Raw genomic sequence first — 19,030 nt, 5'->3', positions numbered from 1 at the left:
GCTCGGGCATGGCGGAGTCCCGGCGCGGGGGTCGGGTTCTCCGAGGTCTTTCGGGTCGTGGGCGGGCTGGGGGTTACCGGTCAGCCGGCGGGTCGGGGCAGTGCGGCGAGGCGATGGAATGCCGTGGCGAGTTCGTCTCTCCAGGGCCAGGTCGCCGATATCCGCAAGCGCAGACGCCGACCGCCGCGGGTGAGGCGTGCGGCGACGTGCAGCAGCCGGTAGCGGAGCTTCTTCGGCTCGGCAGACGCGAGTTCACCGTCCAGCAGCAGGACGCGCATCCAGGCCAGCAGGTCGATCGCCGCAAGGCTGAGTTCGAGCCAGGCGGCATTGACGTTGAAGTCGCGGGAGGGGAAGCGGCCGAAGCCGGTGGTCTTGCCGCACCGGATGTGGTCCTCGACGCGTGCATGGCCGCGGTGACGGACCTCCAGGAACTGGGCGGATCCACCACCGGGGGAAGGGGTGTCGGTGAGGAACACCTGATGCCGCAGGCCCTCGTCCTGGTCGAACAGGGACAGCTGGGCTCCGGGGTGCGGCCGCTCCCGGCGCACGATGATGCGGGTGCCGGCCGGGTAGCCGTCCAGGTCGACCATGCCGGTCAGCTCGGCGACCTCGGCCCCGGCACGCAGTGTCCCGTCCTGGTCCAGGGCGGGATGCCAGAGACGGCTGGGCATGGCCCGGATAGCGCGTCGGACCGGCTCGGTGATGGCGTATCCGACCGAGAAGAAGGTACGGATTCCTCGTTTGCGCAGGTCGCGGACGTGAGCGAGGAAGGCTTTTGCGGATCCGGCGCCGTCGGTGCGGATGAGGAGGTCGGTGCCGTGCCGGTGGGCGTCGGGGATCTGCCCGAGCGCCTGGTCGAGCACCGTGATGTGGTCGCTCGCGGTGTTGGCGCCGGCATTCCCGGGCCGCAGCCGGCCGGACAGTGCCTCGCCGGTGTTGGCGAGGAAGCACAGCAGCGGGTGGAACCCGAAGCCGCCCTTGTAGGTGGGTGCGGCCTGCGCTTTCTCTGAGTGGCAGGCGATCAGTGTGGCATCGAGATCCAGGACCAGACCGGGCAGCAAGCGCCCCGCGGTGCGGACTGCGGGTATGCCCTCACCGTGTTCGGCGGCCTGCAGCCAGGCGACTTCCCGGGCCTGGGCGCGAGCAGAAGCCAGCGAGGCGAGGGCGGTCTCGTCGACGTCGGCGAGCAGCCGCCAGGCCGTTGGTGTCGAGGCGATCGGGCCGAACACCCCTACCTGGTCCCGTAGCACGGCCAGGTCCGCGATGGCCTCACCGCCGTCGGCGAGCATCACCGCCAGGTCGGTGGCGATCCGACCGGGGTCATGTCCCGTCCCGCGCGGCCGAAGCGGCCTGAGCGCGGCGGAGTACGCGGCGGTCAACCCCATGGCATCGGCGAGATCCGCCAGCAGCCGTGCCCTGGCATGACCGACCACCCCCGAACCATCGGCGCTGACATGGATCTTGGGACGCAACCCGATACCCTGCACGTAGAAAGTGCCCTCCGCCTGGACCGACAGAACCCCTCAGCAAGGTTCATCGTCCCAGGTCAGGAAGGCACTTTCGCGTTTCCGCCGCAACAGCCGCCGTATTCAAGCGAAACGGCGAGGCTAGTGCACGGAGTTCTCTTGGTACCAGCGACGGACCCGAGGGGGCGTGTGACAGGGGCTTCACGCCCCTGTACGGAGCGGAGTTGGCGCCACTGCTCACCGGGACAGCCGGCCGGGCAGGGATGCCCTTCCTCAATAGTTGCCGCCCGTGCCGTCGACGAAGCCGCTGGTCCAGGTGGAGCGCCCCGAGTGGAGCGAGGGCGAACGACCTGGAGGGGGCATGACCCAGGTAAGCCCCAAGGTCGCCACTTCTTGATCGCTGTCACAAATGTTTCTCGCAAGGGGATGGGACCGCTTGTGCGTGAGAGTGAGTTGTGCGAACCGATTCGGGATCCAGAGCGGTTCGGCGGCTCATTGTTGACCTTGCTCCGGGAATGGGACTGTTTGCGAGAACTGCTGTCGAGTCCAGGTCTTCCTGCTCCGAGGCCGGAGCAGGAAGACCCGTAGCCTCTAGTGCGGCAGTTGTAGATCGTGATCTTGCTGGGCAGTGTGATGCTTTTGAATCTGTGGGCCGGTATCGCGGCACGGCACGTTTCGAGGTTGGCCCGGCGGAGTGGCTCGTCTTACCGGACGGAGGGGAGCGAGGCGCGACGGGGCCCCGCCTGCCCTGCTCCTTGGCTCACGATCGCATGGCTGGGAAGAGGTCGCCGAGCACGTCCTGGCCGATGGCGATCGCCTGCGCGCCCGTGATCACGGCGTCCTGCGGCACGTCGGGCACGGTCGCGCCCATCGCCTTACCGAGCGCGAGTATGCCGCTGAAGAGGGCCTTGCCCAGCCCGTTCAGGGGGGCGTCCAGCGGCAGCAGCGGCTCGGGCATCGGCTCGACCGGACGGGCGGCGACGTCGGGCCAGTCCGACTGCGGCCGTGGCGTGTCGAGGGAGAAGACCGGCCTGAAGCTGCGGGCCGTGGCGTCGCGCCCGCTCAACGGCGGGCCGAGGTTCCATCGCTCGCGCATGGTCGAGATCAGGGAGGTGGACCGGTGTGTCTCGGTGACGACGGTGCGCTCCGGGATCCACGCCGAGATCGCCAGTGTCGGGATGCGGACACCCGAGCGGTCAAACGCGAAGCCGAACTGACCCGGGGGCGCGGAAGGGTCCGGTGGTGCCGCCGGCGGTGGGGCGACATGGTCGTAGGTGCCACCGTGTTCGTCGAAGGTGACGAGCAGTGTCGTGTTGAGGTAGTTCGACCCGTTCGGGGAGGACGACGAGCGGATCGCGGTGTAGAGGCGGGCCAGCAGATCTTCGCCTCCGATCAGTGACGATGGTGGATCCCACGAAATGCCGGGGGTGAGCATGGCGTAGGCGGGGTGCATGTCGTTGTGGGCGTGGCCGATGATCTGCGGTTCGATGAAGGCGTAGGTCGGCAGTTCGCCCTTCTCGGCGTCCTCGAAGAACTGGTCGGTAGAGAAGAAGTGCGTCGCGAACCTCGGGCGCAGACGCGGGGCGTGGATCAGCCCGGTCAGCGAATAGTGCGACGGCGGGTCGCAGTACACCCTCCAGGTCAGGCCGTTCGCCTCCAAGCGATCGAAGAACGTCTCCGCGGTGTTGTGCGCGATGAACGACTCCGGTGGGGTCATGTTCACGACGTAGCCGCTGGAGGTCGCGGCGTGGAAGAACGACCGGTTGGGGAACGTGCACGAGGGCACGTCGCAGAACCAGTGGTCGAACGTCGCGAACCCGCGGGCGATCCCGGACGTCACCGGCATCTGCTCGGGTGTGTATCCGGTCATGAACTGCGCGTACTCGTCATACGTCGGCTGTCGGCCGAACTCCGCGCTGTACATGCTGATGTAGTCGGTCAGGAACCCGTCCATCGTGGGCTGCCGGTTCGGGTAGTCCGGCGTGTTGAAGGTCTTCTCCGGTTGGAGCACCCCGCGGTTGCCCTCGTCGAGGATCCCGAACAGCTGGGTGTTGATGTGGGGGAACTCCTCACCCGGATCGGGCCACGGGGTGTTCATCGTCGGCGCTGTGCCGTAGGGCAAGACTTCCAGGCCCGCCCTGTGCTCGGCCCACTCTGGGATCGGGTTGCTGAGGTTCTTGCCGATCACGCCCTCGAACGACTCCACCTCGCCCGGCTCGTACAGCCGGCCGAGCAGGTTGCCGAACGAGCGGTTCTCGAACATGACCACGACCACATGGTCCATAGCATTCGTTGGGTCGGGACTCGCCATCGACGGACTCCCATCCACGATGTCGGCTCGCCGGGGAGAACCGGCGCTTGTCGAATGCCGCACCGGCGCGACCTTGACCTGCCGTCCCAGGCGCTCGCCATTCGATCTGCCCGCGAGAACCCGTCACGACTCCGCATGGTTACTCATGGTTACCGCGCCCTTCCTCAGGACGGCCCCGGTGTTCAGAGCTGCTCGTCCATTATCCGCGGCCCACCGACCATCACGCATCACCTACATCTGGGGCCCCACGACTGCAGCGCGGCACATCCGCCTTCGCGTGCGTGTGAGCGTGTCCGTGCGGGCCTCGTCCCTGAACGAAGCCCAAGCAACACCAGCAACGAAACCAGGCCGACCGGGTGACGCTCCCAGGACTCCAAGAGCACTGCACACCCCCTTGCGGCTGTCCAATACGGCAGCTGCAAAATCATGATCGCGATTGATCTGCTGCTTGTCGCAGGTAGTGGCTGTCGCGAGCTCGGGCCTGGTGGCGTCGTCGCCAGCGGGACCAACGGAGGCGGTGCGCAGCGGCGTGGGCGGGCCGCACGATCAGAGTGTTGAACAGGTGCGCGATCTCGTTGCTGGTCAACGGGATTAGGGTCTGTTGCGAAAGTGCTGGTCACAGCCACTCGTTGATGGCCGCGATCAGCACGGTTGCCTCATAGCGGACGGCGAGTTTGTCGTACCTCGTGGCCACTGCGCGGTGTCTCTTGAGGCGGTTGATGCCGCACTCGACCGCGTGGCGTTGTTTGTAGTCTTCCCTGTCGAACTTCGGTGGTCTGCCTCCGCGGGAGCCGAGGTTCTTGCGGTTACGGATCTGGTCCGCCTTCTCCGGCATGGTGCAGGCGATCCGGCGTCCGTGCAGATAGGCACGGTTCGCTCGGGAACCGTAGGCCTTGTCGCCCCGCACCTTGTCAGGTCTGGTTCGCGGCCGTCCGGGGCCTGGACGGGGTACTCGGATCTTCTCCAGGACCGGGCGGAAGTAGGGACTGTCGTGCCGGTGGCCGGCGGTGATGAGCAGTGACAGTGGTTTCTGCCCCTGCTCGGTCGCGAGGTGGATTTTCGTAGTCAGACCGCCGCGGGAACGTCCGAGGCCGTGATCGTCGGGCTCGGTGACGAAGCCGCCGGGCGATTCCTTTTGAAGGTCCCCTTTTTACGTGCCCCGGCGGCGTGCTGATGAGCACGGCAGACCGTGGAGTCCACGCTGACGTCCCACGTGATCAGGCCCTTCGCATCGGCATCGGCCTGCAGTTGCTCCAGAATCCGGTGCCAGGTGCCGTTACGCTGCCACCGGCGGAACAGGTCGTAGACCCGGTCCCACGGCCCGTACCGCTCGGGCACATCCCGCCACGGCGTTCCCGCCCGCGTCCGCCACCGTATGCCGTCTATGAGCTGCCGCCTGGTCCAAACCGGCGGCCTCCCGGCCTTCTTGCCCATCGGCAGCAGCGGCTCCAGCCGCGACCACTGTGCATCTGTCAGATCTCCATGCGCCACAACGCATGATCATCACCGATCAAGATCCACTTTCGCAACAGACCCTAGTCCGGCCGGTGCGGGCCGGTGAGTGCGTTCGTCTGCGGTGGCGACGGCGAGGAAGGCGTGCGCGAGCATTGCGAGGGTGACCCAGCGGTGCCAGGACGTCCACCGGCGGACCTGGTGCTCGTCCAGTCCGGTCAGTCCCTTTCCGGACTGGAAGGTCTCCTCGACCGTCCACCTGCGCCCGGCCACCCGTACGAGCGTGGACAGTGACACGGTCGTGGGTGAATAGCAGCGATAGAAGGCGAGTTCGCCTGTACGCCGGTTGCGGCGGACCAGGAGCTGGTGGTGGCCGGGGCGGTCCTCGGCGATGTGGACCACGGCCCAGTCGTAGAAGCGATGTCCCTTCGCCCCGGTCCCGGCCGAGAGCTTCTGCCAGGCTCGCTTGGGCATCTTCTTGACCAGGGCGTCCGCTCGCATGCTTCCTCCCTTCGTGACGATCTGGTGGGCGCAGGCGACCGCGAGAACGTAGCCGACCTCGCGCTGTTCCAGCGCGGTCCGAAGAGTCGGGTTGCCGCCGTAGACCTCGTCGCCGGCGACCCATCGTGCGGGGACGCCGCAGTCCAGGGCGCGGGCGATCATCTGTGCGGCCAGGGCGGGCTTGGTGGCGAAGCCGACATGGTCGGGGATGCCGGCCGATGCACACCGTCGACGGTCCTCGGCCCAGGAACGCGGGACGTACAACTCCCGGTCGATGGCGGCGTGTCCGGCCTGCGCGGAGTAGACGAGGAAGACCGCGACCTGGGCGTTCTCGATCCTGCCCGCGGTGCCGGTGTACTGACGCTGGACTCCGACCGTCGCGATGCCCTTCTTCAGGTCGCCGGTCTCGTCCACGACGAGGACTGCCTCCTCGTCGGGCAGGTGGTCCACCACGTACGTGCGGATGTCGTCGCGGACTGCCTCAGCGTCCCACTTGGCACGGCCCAGTAGGTGCTGCATCCCGTGCGGGGTGGTGTCCCCGGCATGTTCGGCGATCGTCCAGCAGTTCTTGCGCGGCAGGTCCGACAGCAGACCCAGCACCAGCGAGCGGGCCCGGCGGCGGGGTTCCACCCGGGCGAACCGACCTGCGACACGTTCCATCAGGCGCTCGAACATCGCCTGCCATTGCTCAACACCTACGCTGTGACCTGCGGCCACCGCTTGATCCTTCGTTGTCTTCACAAACCACGATGATCTTCGGTGGCCGCGCCTTTGCCCAGACGGGCAGCTCACGACTCCCATCCCCGGATCGCCGGGCTCCGCCCGAGGATGGAGAGCCCCGAGGAATGGCTACGAGTTGAACGTGCGCGAAAGCCTTGGGGGTATCGGCATCGAGGCGGACGGCGGGACGACGGACCCCACCGCCTGGGAGCACCGGATGAAGCGCGCGCGTTCGGTCGTCGATGGCGCAGAGGACCAGGCAGGTCGGTCGGCGGGATATAGATCCGTCGAGCAAGTCTCCGCATCGCCATGACGAGAACACCCCGGGTTGCCCAGAGACAAGATCACGATCTACAACTGCCGTACTAGGCCCGCGCCTGGCTCGCGACAACCACACCGAACCTCGAACGAAAAGTGTCCGGCAGGCACCTGCCGGACCTTTCCTCGCTGCTTCTATGTTTCCTGGTTCAGCAGGACTTCCAGCGCAAGCTGATGGAGTCCACGTCGCCTGCTGCATGCCAGTTGACGTCGATTGTCGTACCTGCGGGTCCGGCTCGGTGGGAGTCTTCATAACGAGAGCCGTTATGAGTCCAAACACGCCAGAACGGGCACCGCCCGTCGCTCCTGTCATCCTTTACCCAGCCCCATACGTGATTTCCGCACCACGATATTTCTCCGTGGCCCTCGCGGATAGCAATACTCATGGGGCCGGTCGTGGTGCAGTCAGCTCTTTCGGCGGTCGCGCTTGCGCTAGGCGCTATGAACGCAGTCAGTGCCGCAGCCGATGCGAGCGTCATTGCGGCGAAACGTCTCGTCATGCTTTCTCCCCTTTTGGTTTGCTTGGTGGACTCAGGTTGCACCTCAATTAACCAGTGCTGGTAGCTATCTGACCTGCGGCGGCCGAAAGGTAGTAAGAAATGGCAAGAAAGAACTACTTGTCTAGCGGTCCGCGGTCCGCGGTCCGCTGTCCGTGATAAATCGTCGTTGCCGCCACGCGACGCCCTGACGTGGGCAGAGACAAAGTCGCGTGAGACGGTCGTGCCTTGAAGCCTCGCTTGATGTTGTCGGCCAGGAAACCCAGAGGTGCGGACGTGTCTCCTCCCCCGGCCAAAGCCGGGGGAGGAGACCGGCTGCCCAGGTCGACATCATCGAGCGCACCTCAGAGGCTCAAGATCAAGAAGTTGCGGCCTTTGGGCTTACCTGGGTCAACCCCTCGAGGAGTGGCGAACGATGGCCACACTCCGCCGCGAGGAAGACCCGCGGGGGCACGACGGCCCCCACCCCGGCGGACGTGGAGCCAGGTCAACTCCGTACCCCGCTGGTCCCCGAAGAAGTGCTTGCACTGGGGCTCGAAGAGGGGTCTGGCCCAAGTTGTGTGGCCCGATTACTCGTTGTAGCTGTTGATCTTTGTGGCGGGGGTTCGGAAGTCGCCTTGATTTCGCTCCTCGTATGGCTGAGGTGCTCGACATTCAGTCGCCGTGAACGAAGATCCGTCTCCAGTGCAAGAGCTGTTGTTCCCGTCGAACACGAAGGTCATGATCACGTCCGCCGAGATGGACGGCGAAGCGATACGCATCGAAGCACGATGCACCGCAAGCGACGCTTGTTGCCCGGCCTGCGGAGACTGGTCGGCTCAGATCCACGGCTCCTACCTGCGCTTCCCCGCGGACCTGGCCTGTGCCGGACGGCCGTGCGTACTCGCGCTGCGGGTCCGCCGGTTCATCTGCGCGAGCGCGGAATGCCCGCAGCGCACGTTCGTCGAACAGGTGCCGGGACTCACCCGACGCCATGGCCGGGCCACCGAGCGTCTGCGGTCCACGATGAGCAAGGTCGGGCTGGCACTGGCCGGGCGGGCCGGCGCCCGCCTCGCCGCGCACCTGGGCATCATGACCAGCCGCAATACGCTGCTGAGACGGGTGATGGACCTCCCCGACCCGCCTGCGACCCGGCCGAGGGCGGTCGGGGGCGACGACTTCGCACTGCGCCGCGGGCACGTCTACGGAACCGTGGTGATCGATGCGGAGACGCACCGGGTCCTGGACCTGCTGCCCGAACGGGACGCCGCCACCCTCGCACCGTGGCTGGCCCGGCATCCGCAGATCGAGGTCATCTGCCGCGACCGGTCCGGGGCCTACGCCGACGCGGCTCACACCGCCACACCACAGGCTCTGCAAGTCGCCGACCGCTTCCATTTGTGGCAGAACCTCGCCAACGCGGTCGAGAAGACGGTCGCCGCCCATCGCCCCTGCCTCCGTGACCTTCCCGTCCCGGCACTTCGGCCCGAACCTGAGTGGGAGACCACGGACGCGCCAGCCCCCGCGGACGACGAGCCGTCCGGAAAGTTCGCCGAACGCGCCCGGGTGCATCACGCGCTCGTCCACGACCTGCTCGCCCAGGGACTGGGGCTCCGGGAGATCGCCCGGCACCTGAGCTGGGGACGGCATACCGTCCAGCGGTACGCCCGCGCCGCCCGCTGGCAGGACATGGTCAAGGGCCGAAAGCGCCAACAGCCCAGCAAACTCGACCCGTTCAAGCCCTACCTGGCGCAACGCTGGGCCGAAACCGAAGGGAAGGTGACCATCCTCGATCTCCACCGCGAGATCACGGCCAGAGGCTTCCGCGGTCACTACTCCACCGTCCAGCTGGGGGTCCGCAAGGCCCTGCCCGCGTCGAACGGCACCCCGCCGGCGCCGGCCGCGCCGTCGATCCGCCAGGTCACCGGCTGGCTCACCCGGCACCCCGCAACTCTCACCGAAGAAGAGAAGATCCGCAGGAAGACGGTCCTGGACCAGTGCCCGGAGCTGGAGACGACCGCCCGTCTGGTCGGCTCGTTCGCCGAGATGCTCACCACGCTCGACGGCGGCCGGCTCACCGACTGGATCACCGGCGCCATGACCGCCGGCCTCCCCGGCGTCAGCACCTTCGCCGTCGGCCTGGAAGCCGACTTCGACGCAGTGACCGCCGGACTGACCACCGACTGGAACTCAGGCCCAGTGGAAGGGGCAGTGAACCGGATCAAGATGCTCAAGAGGCAGATGTTCGGCCGAGCAGGCTTCCCGCTCCTCCGGAAACGCGTCCTCCTCGCGTGACTCTGCGTAATCGGGCCACACAACTTGGGCCAGACCCTCGAAGAGGTGCTTACAAACACTTCTCTGAACTAGCCTCGCCGTTTCGCTTGAATACGGCGGCTGTTGCGGCGGAAACGCGAAAGTGCCTTCCTGACCTGGGACGATGAACCTTGCTGAGGGGTTCTGTCGGTCCAGGCGGAGGGCACTTTCTACGTGCAGGGTATCGGGTTGCGTCCCAAGATCCATGTCAGCGCCGATGGTTCGGGGGTGGTCGGTCATGCCAGGGCACGGCTGCTGGCGGATCTCGCCGATGCCATGGGGTTGACCGCCGCGTACTCCGCCGCGCTCAGGCCGCTTCGGCCGCGCGGGACGGGACATGACCCCGGTCGGATCGCCACCGACCTGGCGGTGATGCTCGCCGACGGCGGTGAGGCCATCGCGGACCTGGCCGTGCTACGGGACCAGGTAGGGGTGTTCGGCCCGATCGCCTCGACACCAACGGCCTGGCGGCTGCTCGCCGACGTCGACGAGACCGCCCTCGCCTCGCTGGCTTCTGCTCGCGCCCAGGCCCGGGAAGTCGCCTGGCTGCAGGCCGCCGAACACGGTGAGGGCATACCCGCAGTCCGCACCGCGGGGCGCTTGCTGCCCGGTCTGGTCCTGGATCTCGATGCCACACTGATCGCCTGCCACTCAGAGAAAGCGCAGGCCGCACCCACCTACAAGGGCGGCTTCGGGTTCCACCCGCTGCTGTGCTTCCTCGCCAACACCGGCGAGGCACTGTCCGGCCGGCTGCGGCCCGGGAATGCCGGCGCCAACACCGCGAGCGACCACATCACGGTGCTCGACCAGGCGCTCGGGCAGATCCCCGACGCCCACCGGCACGGCACCGACCTCCTCATCCGCACCGACGGCGCCGGATCCGCAAAAGCCTTCCTCGCTCACGTCCGCGACCTGCGCAAACGAGGAATCCGTACCTTCTTCTCGGTCGGATACGCCATCACCGAGCCGGTCCGACGCGCTATCCGGGCCATGCCCAGCCGTCTCTGGCATCCCGCCCTGGACCAGGACGGGACACTGCGTGCCGGGGCCGAGGTCGCCGAGCTGACCGGCATGGTCGACCTGGACGGCTACCCGGCCGGCACCCGCATCATCGTGCGCCGGGAGCGGCCGCACCCCGGAGCCCAGCTGTCCCTGTTCGACCAGGACGAGGGCCTGCGGCATCAGGTGTTCCTCACCGACACCCCTTCCCCCGGTGGTGGATCCGCCCAGTTCCTGGAGGTCCGTCACCGCGGCCATGCACGCGTCGAGGACCACATCCGGTGCGGCAAGACCACCGGCTTCGGCCGCTTCCCCTCCCGCGACTTCAACGTCAATGCCGCCTGGCTCGAACTCAGCCTTGCGGCGATCGACCTGCTGGCCTGGATGCGCGTCCTGCTGCTGGACGGTGAACTCGCGTCTGCCGAGCCGAAGAAGCTCCGCTACCGGCTGCTGCACGTCGCCGCACGCCTCACCCGCGGCGGTCGGCGTCTGCGCTTGCGGATATCGGCGACCTGGCCCTGGAGAGACGAACTCGCCACGGCATTCCATCGCCTCGCCGCACTGCCCCGACCCGCCGGCTGACCGGTAACCCCCAGCCCGCCCACGACCCGAAAGACCTCGGAGAACCCGACCCCCGCGCCGGGACTCCGCCATGCCCGAGCAGAGAAAACACTCGCCCACCCGACAGCTGACGATCAGCGACGCCTCATCACCCCCAACCGAAACAGCGAGGCTAGTGCCAGCGGAAGTGCTTGCAAACAGGACGGAGCTGCGGGGATAGCAGTGGGTGACGATCCGGGATGCGTGGGCGTCGCGGCGCTGATTCGCTGTTAAGGCCCACTCTCCCACCGAGATCCAGGAGTAATCATGAGCGTTGCAGGCGAATCCGGCGGCCGTGCACAGCAGATGCGCGCCAAGGCGCAGGAGATGAAGGACGCGGCCGAGCGCACCACCGACCCGGAAGAGCGCAAGCGGCTGACGGACAAGGCCCGCCGCCTGCAGGAGCAGCGAGCAGGAGAGCGGCATGGGCAGCCGCGGTATGGACCCCATGGAGTAGCAGCCCCGCCACACGCCGGCTGGTGGTCTCTTGCGCTTCTCGAGGCGTAGCAGGCCAGGGAGGGCGCGGCTTGACATCGATCGCGTGCCGGTCGTATGTGTGCCCTCGATCGTCCACGACGTACGGGATCCGTACCCCGTGCTTCTTCTTCAGCTTCGCCAACGACTTCTCCCCCACCCACCCGTGATGACCGTTCATCTGATCCTCCCCCAGCAGAACAGCCGCTCCGGTCGACTTGGCAGGGCTTCTTTCGCCATCCGAGGGCGCGGCATACCTGCTCGCCGCAGCCGAAGCGCGCCACCAGGCGCTCCCCCGCAACGCCCGGGATCAGGCGCGAGGCTGCTGCCGAGCAGGACCCCGGCCAGCGCGCCGCCGCTCAGAAACGGACCGTACGGAATCGCCGTCTTGCGACCCGCACGGCGCAGCAGAAGCAGGCCGGCCCCGTAGAGGGCGCCCAGGACCAGCCCCGCGAAGCCGCCGAAGAAGACCATGTCCCAGCCCGTACCGGGTGACGGCAGCCAGCGGCAGAGTCAGGACGTCCGGTGTTCTGCGGGCTCACGATGTTCCCGGATTTGCTCCGCCTCACCGACCTCGGTAGGCGATGCCCGACGCTCATGATGAGCTGGGCTCCTACCAGTGAGTGCGCCTGGTGAACCGGAGGTTCTCCAGATCGGGGGTCATCGTGGTGGCCGGACCGGACAAGGGCGGTTCGCGGACTCCAGTGGTCGACGGGCAGGAGCACGCGGTGAACGGGGTGTTTTTATCCAACAGTAAGAGCCGCCGCGGGAAGCTCACGAAGGACAAGCTCACGCGGTTGGCCGACCTTCGGTCTGAAATGGGCGGCGGCGTGACGTCGCCGTGCGGAGGCGGCCTCGGCCGTACTGCGTCCCGTCACGGGGACCGGGGCAGCCTATCCCGCACACTCCATTCCGGCACGGGCCGAGGGCAGCGTAGTCCGTCCGGGGAACGAAGCCCGACTCCGTCGCGGTCACGGACGGCTCGGGGCCTGGCTAAGAACGGCTAGTAACACAATGAAGTAGATCGGCTCCGAGTGCGTGCATGGTCGGGGAGTTGTGTGTGCTGTGGCTCCAGGGGGCGTCCCGTAGTAGGTACGGCAGCCTTGCGCGCAAGGTCTGCTCCTTGTGCTCGGACAGTCGGTAGGCTCCAGAGGTCAGCCTGTGAACAGGTTCTGCAGCGGAGCGTCCGGAGGTACTCGGCGGCATGCGTGGACGACCCAGCCATGAGCCCGGCACTCCTCGCATGTCGAGACATGACTGGTGGGGCGTTGTACTTGAGTCGCCCGATCCGCTGGCGCTCGCGCACTTTTACTCGGAACTGCTGGGATGGGAGATCACCAAGGAAGACTCTGATGGGGCAGCTGTCGCGCCGCCAGAAGGCGTGGGCTATATAGCCTTCCAGTTCTCGGGCGGATACGTCCCTCCGGTCTGGCCCGCCCAGGTGAACGTTCAGCGGGTCACGATGCACCTGGATTTCGAAGTCGTCGATCTGCAGGCTGCCGTGGCACACGCGCTGGAACTCGGTGCGCGGGAGTCCGAGCATCAGCCGCAGAACAACGTCAGGGTGATGCTCGACCCTGCTGGTCACCCCTTCTGCCTCTATGCGGATGGCGCCAGCTAACAGAGTGACCGAAGCTGTCGGCGGATGGCCCAGCCGCCTTCGTCACTCGCCACGCTCGGCTCGTGCCGCCCGGACGCTCGCCTCGAGGGCGGCCATCAGATGCACTGCTGGCACCGCCTCCGCTGGCGACTCGGCCAGCTCCCCGCCGCTGGCCCGGTCACCAGCCTGCCCGACCGGAACCGGGAGGAGGTTCCGTGCGACGGCTCGTTCGCCCTGTTCGAGCTGGGGGATCTGCTTCCTGGGCACCTTGCGGTCCTGGCACGAGCAGGCCGGCGCCGACGCGGCCGCGGGCATCGCTCTCGCGGTTATCCGCTTCACCGCGCAGATCCTCACCAAGGACCACGAGGACGTCGTCGACATCCTGCACCAGCTGAACGCCGTCGCCTTGGGTCAGGCGATGGAAGCGCACCCTGCACCGGCCGGTGCGCATCACAGCAGTGTAGTGCGCACCGCCGGGCGATGCACCGCACCGCGCGCATCGTGCATCTCACGAGCCGCATCGACGGACCAGAGCCGAGCCGGATGGCCGTGGGCAGGTGCGGGAGCGGGGCGGCTGCGGAATGCCTCTCCGCACCCACCCCACGATCCACGGCCCACGAAAGCCTCGCGCGAGACGGACCGCTTGGGCGAGGGCGCTGCAGCACTCGCAAGACGACGTCTGTCTCGGTCACTTACGAATGGTCCCGAAGGAAAGGCACGGACCTCCCACACCGGCCCAGCCGTGTCCGGCGTGCTGAGGGCGGATCGATGCTGGGTCTGTCGGCTCACCGGTCGCACCCGCCGGGCCGGTTCAGGTCGGCACGACGAGGAACTCGGGTCCGTAGGTCTTGGTACCGTCGCTGTCCGGCAGCGGCATCTGCATGAGTGACCGCGCGGGGGAAGCGAGCTGGTACATCTTGCCGATCGACGCACCCAGCTCTGTGGCAGACCCTGTCTCCCACGCCTTGTCGAGGTGTCCGAGCATGGTGGTGTAGGTCTGGTTGAACGTCGTGAGCAGTGCGGCCACGTCCGGAGCGGGGTCCGGCCATGAGGCTGTCGTGAGCCGGCCCATCGGGTAGGCATCGGGGAACGCGACGGGGTCGCCGTCGAACTTCCAGTCGGTTCCCGTCCACCGCAGCTTGTGCCCGTGGTAGAGCTCGCCGAAGCGGTAGTAGTGGGCCGGGGCGTCCCCGCCGCTCGGTGACTCCGGCGTGCCTTCGCCCTGTTCCTTGATCAGGGCGATGCTCTCCTCGATGACGCCGAGGTCGGTCATCGGCACGAGCTTGTTCGCCGCACCGACGTTGCTGGTCAGCTGCCTGGCGGGATCGATGGTGGGGTTGACGTGCTTGAAGGCGTCAAGGAGCGCGTCGTAGAACGCTCCGATCGTCGGCACACCCTCGCTGGTGAACGCCAGGGGGTGTTCCGGCATCTCGATCTCCATGAACACCTCCTTCACGTAGTTCTTCGTGAGGCCGGACAGGTACACGCTCAGCTGGGGCCGCACCCCGCCCGGCAGCCGGCCGGGATAGGAGATCTCCGTCGCGGCCTCGACGATGCGCGGCGTCCCACCGATCGCGGTGAGCATGTTGGAGACCAGCCCCATGTGGAACATCTCGTCGACGGCGATATGCGAAATGAGCCGAGCGGCTTCGGACGACGGTGCTGTGACCGACCAGTAGCCGCACAGGTACGGCGGGAGCGTCGAGAGTTCCAGTGCCACGGCCGCCTGCAAACCCTCCTTGAGCCACTGCAGGTCCCGTTCGGAAGTGGGGACCGTCATCAGCCGGACGATCTCGGGCGTTCCGGCAACTGTGCTGGTCATATGGTTTCCCTGCGTTGGATGTCGGGCCGATCCCGCCGTAGTGGGCAGCGGCCACGGGAACAAGCCGCTCCCGTCGCGACACTGACGCACGGACACACGCCACCGGACCGGGTCCGCACCAATCAACCGGAATGAGTGAACACCACCGCCTCCGGGCCCCGCCCGGCGCCCGGAGGCGGTGGGCTGTCGGTGCCGTTCCAGCAGGGGAGCGCAGGTGCGCGGGCCGGAGGCCGATCTGGCGGGCGGGGAGCGCCTGTACAGGCAGCAGATGGGTGACTTAATGAAGCTCCAGGGGCCCGTTCAGGTCGGGGACGTGAAGGACGGCCACGGAACCGTGCTCATCACACTCCGCTCGGGTGACGCGTACGAGTTCGCGCGCTGGGTACGTACACGGGTCGCGCGTGACGGGGCTCAGCAGACCTCGGCGCGCAGTCATGGCTGACGACTCGATCAAGGGGCCGGTCGGGTACCGCGGCAGCATCGAGACGCCAACCACCATCCGGGTCGGGGACCTGATCGTTCACGACCACGTGTACTTCGCGGTGGCAGACATGGTTTCTGCTCGCAACGGCATCAAGATCCTGCACTTCCAGGACCGCGAACCGCTCCTGGTCGAGGGCCCTACGACGATCTATCGGCGGCAGGTCGCGTACATGGTCTCGTTCGGCGAGATCGTCTACAGCCGCAGCTGCCCCACAGACTCCGCCCCTGCCGGCGGACCCCCGTTATCTTTTTCGCGGTCCTGCAATGGGGCCGCTGGCCTCCGGGCCCGGTATGACTGTGTCCCCTCTGTCGAAGTGATGACCTGGGGGGTGGTGTCGCCGGGCCCGTGGGGTGCCGTCGGAGACGCTGATGAGAGGTCCGGCCACCGCCTGGCCTGGCGCAATGCCGGGCAGTTCCCGGGCGGCAGGTCTGCATAACGTGGATGCGCGAGCACGGTGCCACCGCCGAGGCCGGCACGGTCAACCACCCGGGAGGGGTGCGATGTTAGAGGGCGTTTGATCTAGTGTCTCGTGATTCCGTCAGCGTTACTTGATCTTGTATGGCAGGGTCTTCTGGTGTGGAGCTCTCCGTGGAACAGGCCGCCGAGTTGCGGGAGTTGGTGAACAGTCGGGATGTTCCTGCGGACATGGCAACGCGGGGCCGGATCGTGCTGTGGTCGAGTGAGGGGCGTCGGCGCAAGGACATTGCCGAGCTGCTCGGGGTGTCGCTGCCGACCGTGGACCGCTGGAAGATCCGCTATGCCGAGCAGGGCCTGGCCGGGCTGGAAGGTGAGCGTCCTGGTGGCGCGCGGGAGCAGGTGCCGGCGCGGGTGCGGGCCCGGGTGATTGCGCTGACGCGCATGACGCCGCCGGACCGTACGGGGCTTTCGCACTGGTCCACGCGGGAGTTGGCGAAGTATCTGGAGCGGGCCGAGAACATCACCGTGTCCTGGCACTACATTGCGCGCGTCTGGCGGGAGGAGAGCCTGAAGCCGCACCGGTTGGGTACCTTCAAGATTTCCAAAGACCCCGCGTTCGCGGAGAAAGTGGCCGATGTGATCGGCCTGTATCTGGCTCCGCCGGGTGGCGCGGTGGTCCTCTCGATCGACGAGAAGACGCAGATCCAGGCTCTGGACCGGACCCAGCCGGTGCTGCCGGTCGCCTTCGCGGCGAGCGAGCAGCGCACCGCCGACTACGTCCGGCACGGCACCACGAACCTGTTCGCCGCCCTGAACGTGACCACCGGTGAAGTGCTCGGCGAGTGCAGGCCGACCCGGAACGGCAAGGATTTCCTGGCCTTCTTGAAGAAGGCGGTGAAACCGTACGCCGGGAAGGACATCCATGTCGTCCTGGACAACCTCTCGACGCACACCACACCCGAGGTCAAGGAGTGGCTGGTCAAGAACCGGCAAGTCCACTTCCATTTCACTCCCGTCGGTTCTTCGTGGCTGAACCAGATCGAGATCTGGTTCGGAATCCTCACCCGGCAATCCATCCGCCGCGGCACGTTCTCCAGCGTCAACGTCCTGATCAAACAGATCCGCGACTACATCAACTCCTGGAACACGACAGCGAAACCGTTCACCTGGACCGCGACCTCCGGCGAGGTCCTCGCGAAGGTCCGACTCGTCGCGACCAACGTGAAGAAACTCGTCAATAACAACTCGAACTGACATGAACAGAATCACGAGACACTAGGCAGATTGCCCTTTCTGCCCTAGTAGGTTCCTCGCCAGGTGAGGGTGGTCTCGTCCGTTATACGCTTGGCGAGGTTGTCGATCGAAGCGATATGGATCATCGCTTCGGAGCTGGCCGGGAGGGTCTCGTAGTCGCTGGCGAGGCGCCTGTGCATCATGATCCAACCCAGACTTCGCTCGACAACCCAGCGCATTTTCACGACATGAAAGCCGCGAACTCCGGGGTTTCTATTGACGACTTCGACGTCGATTCCGAGATCTGCGCCGTGCTCGACGACGGCGTTCTTGAAGCCGGTGTCGACCCAGCTCTTGGAGATGCTGGGGTAGGTCTTCTTGGCCTGGTTGAGAAGGCGTATTCCTACGGCGTTTTCCGAGAGGTTCGCGGCAGTGACGGTCACTGCGAGGATCAGGCCGATCGTGTCGGTGGCGATGCCCCGCTTCCGGCCCACGATCTTCTTGGCGACGTCCGTTCCCTGGCCGGTCAGGGGCACGTTGGTGGAGGTCTTCACGCTCTGGGTGTCGATGACGGAGGCCGTCGGTTCGGGTTTTCGGCCCTCTTTCACGCGGGCCAGTCCGGTCAGGTCGTAGTTGAGCTGGGCAAGGATTCCCTCGTCGCGCCGAGCGGCGTAGTAGGCGTAGACGGTGCCGTGGTTCGGAAAGTCGTGTGGGTGGTATTTCCAGGGGATTCCGGTGCGGTTGACGTAGAGAATCGCGTTGAACACGTCACGGAGGTCGACCTTGGCCGGCTGGCCGGTGGGCCTGCGGTCGAGCCGGGCCTTTCTCCAGGCCGTCAACGTCGGCTCGATCAAGGCCCATCGGGCGTCGGACAGGTCGCTGGGGTACGGCTTGCGCTGACTCACGTCGTAGCGTTGGCATGGACGCGGCGGACGATGTCGTTCCGCTGCCTGCTGGGCGTTTCTGCCTCATCTTCAAACCAGACGGACTTCACGCACGAGAAGCGGAGCAAACGGGTGGCCGGGTCAACGGCTCGACGGACGCGAAGGTGCACGCATGGGGCAAAAACCGTGAAAACCGTCGACCGTAGAGCTCACTTAACGACACAGACCACCTCCAAACGCCCACTCGGAGGGTGTTCGGTAGGGGATTCCACCCAACTGTCCGGTACGCGCGGTGGCGGAATGGACGTGGGTTCCATGATCTCGTAGCGGGCGCCGCTGTGGGGCTGTATTGACTATGTGGTGACTCAACGACGTGCGTATCCCTCGGACTTGAAGGACGACCAGTGGGAGCTGATCGAGCCGTTGCTGCTGGAGTGGCGTGCGGCTCGCGCTGAGGGTCGGGAGCCCACCACTGACCTGCGTGAGGTCGTCAACGCAATCCTCTATGTGGCCCGAACCGGCATCGCGTGGCGGTATCTGCCGCACGACCTGCCCCCGCACACGACGGTCTATGGCTACTTCCAGGCATGGGAGACGGACGGTACCGCCGAGGAGATCCACGACACGCTCCGTGAGCAGTTACGGAAGAAGAAGGGGCGCCGGATCCTGCCCACGGCCGCAGTGATCGACGCGCAGAGCGTCAAGGCCTCCCCGAATGCGCCGGACACCACGCAGGGCTTCGACGGCGGGAAGAAGGTCAAGGGCCGTAAGCGGCACATCGCCACCGACACCCTGGGACTGCTGCTGGTCCTGATCATCACGGCGGCCGGCGTGCAGGACACCAACGGCGGCAAACTCGTCGCCGACGAACTCGCCGCGAAGTTGCCCAGCGTGACAAAAGCCTGGGTGGACGCCGGCTACAAGAACAACCTGCCGGCACCGAGAGCATGAGGCCCGAGA

The 19,030-nt window shown here is 66.6% G+C and carries 14 protein-coding genes and 2 pseudogenes; 8 read left to right on the top strand and 8 right to left on the bottom strand.

Translation table 11 applies throughout. The features are described 5' to 3' along the window. Nucleotides 1-80 precede the first annotated feature (80 nt). From OG883_RS40400 to OG883_RS40380, 5 genes and pseudogenes are all read right to left on the bottom strand, one after another. Complete coding sequence (locus OG883_RS40400; protein WP_266552135.1) at nt 81-1,472, bottom strand: IS1380 family transposase; 1,392 nt, start codon at nt 1,470-1,472, stop codon at nt 81-83. 754 nt (nt 1,473-2,226) lie between these two features. Beyond that, entirely contained in the window at nt 2,227-3,750 is a 1,524-nt protein-coding gene (locus tag OG883_RS40395; RefSeq protein ID WP_266552142.1) for an alkaline phosphatase family protein, read from the bottom strand. A 451-nt stretch (nt 3,751-4,201) separates the two neighbouring features. Continuing rightward, nucleotides 4,202-4,372, bottom strand: a pseudogene (locus OG883_RS40390) (IS701 family transposase); the annotation flags it as partial. A 21-nt stretch (nt 4,373-4,393) separates the two neighbouring features. Next, a protein-coding gene (locus OG883_RS40385) for an IS5 family transposase (protein WP_266551946.1) occupies nt 4,394-5,268 on the bottom strand; the annotation gives its coding sequence in 2 pieces (ribosomal slippage) (nt 4,394-4,921 and nt 4,924-5,268; 873 coding nt in all). A 12-nt stretch (nt 5,269-5,280) separates the two neighbouring features. Continuing rightward, nucleotides 5,281-6,390, bottom strand: a complete 1,110-nt coding sequence (locus OG883_RS40380; RefSeq protein ID WP_266552140.1) for an IS701 family transposase — start codon at nt 6,388-6,390, stop codon at nt 5,281-5,283. Between the two features lie 1,595 nt (nt 6,391-7,985). Between OG883_RS40380 and OG883_RS40375 the strand changes: the two genes are divergently transcribed. The 4 genes and pseudogenes from OG883_RS40375 (at nt 7,986) to OG883_RS40360 (ending at nt 13,251) form a co-directional block, all read left to right on the top strand. Then, nucleotides 7,986-9,539 (top strand): ISL3 family transposase, encoded by a 1,554-nt coding sequence (locus OG883_RS40375; RefSeq protein ID WP_266552138.1) that lies wholly within the window; start codon nt 7,986-7,988, stop codon nt 9,537-9,539. A gap of 207 nt (nt 9,540-9,746) precedes the next feature. After that, the gene (locus OG883_RS40370) at nt 9,747-11,138 is read left to right on the top strand and encodes an IS1380 family transposase (protein ID WP_266552135.1); all 1,392 of its coding nucleotides are present in this window, start codon (nt 9,747-9,749) and stop codon (nt 11,136-11,138) included. A 285-nt stretch (nt 11,139-11,423) separates the two neighbouring features. After that, nucleotides 11,424-11,613, top strand: a pseudogene (locus tag OG883_RS40365) (DUF6381 family protein). Nucleotides 11,614-12,873: 1,260 nt separating this feature from the next. Continuing rightward, a complete protein-coding gene (locus OG883_RS40360) occupies nt 12,874-13,251 on the top strand; it encodes a VOC family protein (protein ID WP_266552132.1) in 378 nt (125 codons plus the stop codon). A 42-nt stretch (nt 13,252-13,293) separates the two neighbouring features. Here OG883_RS40360 and OG883_RS40355 read toward each other — a convergent pair whose 3' ends face one another. Together OG883_RS40355 and OG883_RS40350 are read right to left on the bottom strand one after the other, a co-directional pair. Continuing rightward, complete coding sequence (locus tag OG883_RS40355; protein ID WP_266552129.1) at nt 13,294-13,569, bottom strand: hypothetical protein; 276 nt, start codon at nt 13,567-13,569, stop codon at nt 13,294-13,296. A gap of 472 nt (nt 13,570-14,041) precedes the next feature. Further along, nucleotides 14,042-15,052, bottom strand: a complete 1,011-nt coding sequence (locus OG883_RS40350) for a ferritin-like protein (RefSeq protein ID WP_266552126.1) — start codon at nt 15,050-15,052, stop codon at nt 14,042-14,044. 268 nt (nt 15,053-15,320) lie between these two features. Between OG883_RS40350 and OG883_RS40345 the strand changes: the two genes are divergently transcribed. From OG883_RS40345 to OG883_RS40335, 3 genes are all read left to right on the top strand, one after another. Next, a complete protein-coding gene (locus OG883_RS40345; RefSeq protein ID WP_266552123.1) occupies nt 15,321-15,494 on the top strand; it encodes a hypothetical protein in 174 nt (57 codons plus the stop codon). Next, nucleotides 15,487-15,972, top strand: a complete 486-nt coding sequence (locus OG883_RS40340; RefSeq protein WP_266552120.1) for a hypothetical protein — start codon at nt 15,487-15,489, stop codon at nt 15,970-15,972. The genes OG883_RS40345 and OG883_RS40340 overlap by 8 nt, the downstream gene beginning before the upstream one ends. 122 nt (nt 15,973-16,094) lie before the next feature. Next, entirely contained in the window at nt 16,095-17,207 is a 1,113-nt protein-coding gene (locus OG883_RS40335) for an IS630 family transposase (RefSeq protein ID WP_266540984.1), read from the top strand. 44 nt (nt 17,208-17,251) lie between these two features. On the opposite strand, the gene OG883_RS40330 is transcribed toward OG883_RS40335, so the two are convergent. After that, entirely contained in the window at nt 17,252-18,091 is an 840-nt protein-coding gene (locus OG883_RS40330; protein ID WP_266552117.1) for an IS5 family transposase, read from the bottom strand. Between the two features lie 369 nt (nt 18,092-18,460). Between OG883_RS40330 and OG883_RS40325 the strand changes: the two genes are divergently transcribed. After that, nucleotides 18,461-19,021, top strand: a complete 561-nt coding sequence (locus tag OG883_RS40325; protein WP_266552114.1) for an IS5 family transposase — start codon at nt 18,461-18,463, stop codon at nt 19,019-19,021. The last annotated feature ends 9 nt before the right edge of the window (nt 19,022-19,030 follow it).

It is taken from the genome of Streptomyces sp. NBC_01142 (assembly GCF_026341125.1).
Classification (GTDB): Bacteria; Actinomycetota; Actinomycetes; order Streptomycetales; family Streptomycetaceae; genus Streptomyces.
The sequence above is the reverse complement of the archived record's forward strand: the minus strand, read 5'-3'. Positions and strand labels throughout refer to the sequence as shown.

What these genes read in the sequence shown, in the direction of transcription:
- OG883_RS40395 (WP_266552142.1), bottom strand. Translation starts at nt 3,750, where the DNA reads ATGGACCATGTGGTCGTGGTCATGTTCGAGAACCGCTCGTTCGGCAAC.
- OG883_RS40380 (WP_266552140.1), bottom strand. Translation starts at nt 6,390, where the DNA reads ATGGAACGTGTCGCAGGTCGGTTCGCCCGGGTGGAACCCCGCCGCCGG.
- OG883_RS40375 (WP_266552138.1), top strand. Translation starts at nt 7,986, where the DNA reads ATGATCACGTCCGCCGAGATGGACGGCGAAGCGATACGCATCGAAGCA.
- OG883_RS40360 (WP_266552132.1), top strand. Translation starts at nt 12,874, where the DNA reads ATGTCGAGACATGACTGGTGGGGCGTTGTACTTGAGTCGCCCGATCCG.
- OG883_RS40350 (WP_266552126.1), bottom strand. Translation starts at nt 15,052, where the DNA reads ATGACCAGCACAGTTGCCGGAACGCCCGAGATCGTCCGGCTGATGACG.
- OG883_RS40345 (WP_266552123.1), top strand. Translation starts at nt 15,321, where the DNA reads ATGGGTGACTTAATGAAGCTCCAGGGGCCCGTTCAGGTCGGGGACGTG.
- OG883_RS40340 (WP_266552120.1), top strand. Translation starts at nt 15,487, where the DNA reads ATGGCTGACGACTCGATCAAGGGGCCGGTCGGGTACCGCGGCAGCATC.
- OG883_RS40335 (WP_266540984.1), top strand. Translation starts at nt 16,095, where the DNA reads ATGGCAGGGTCTTCTGGTGTGGAGCTCTCCGTGGAACAGGCCGCCGAG.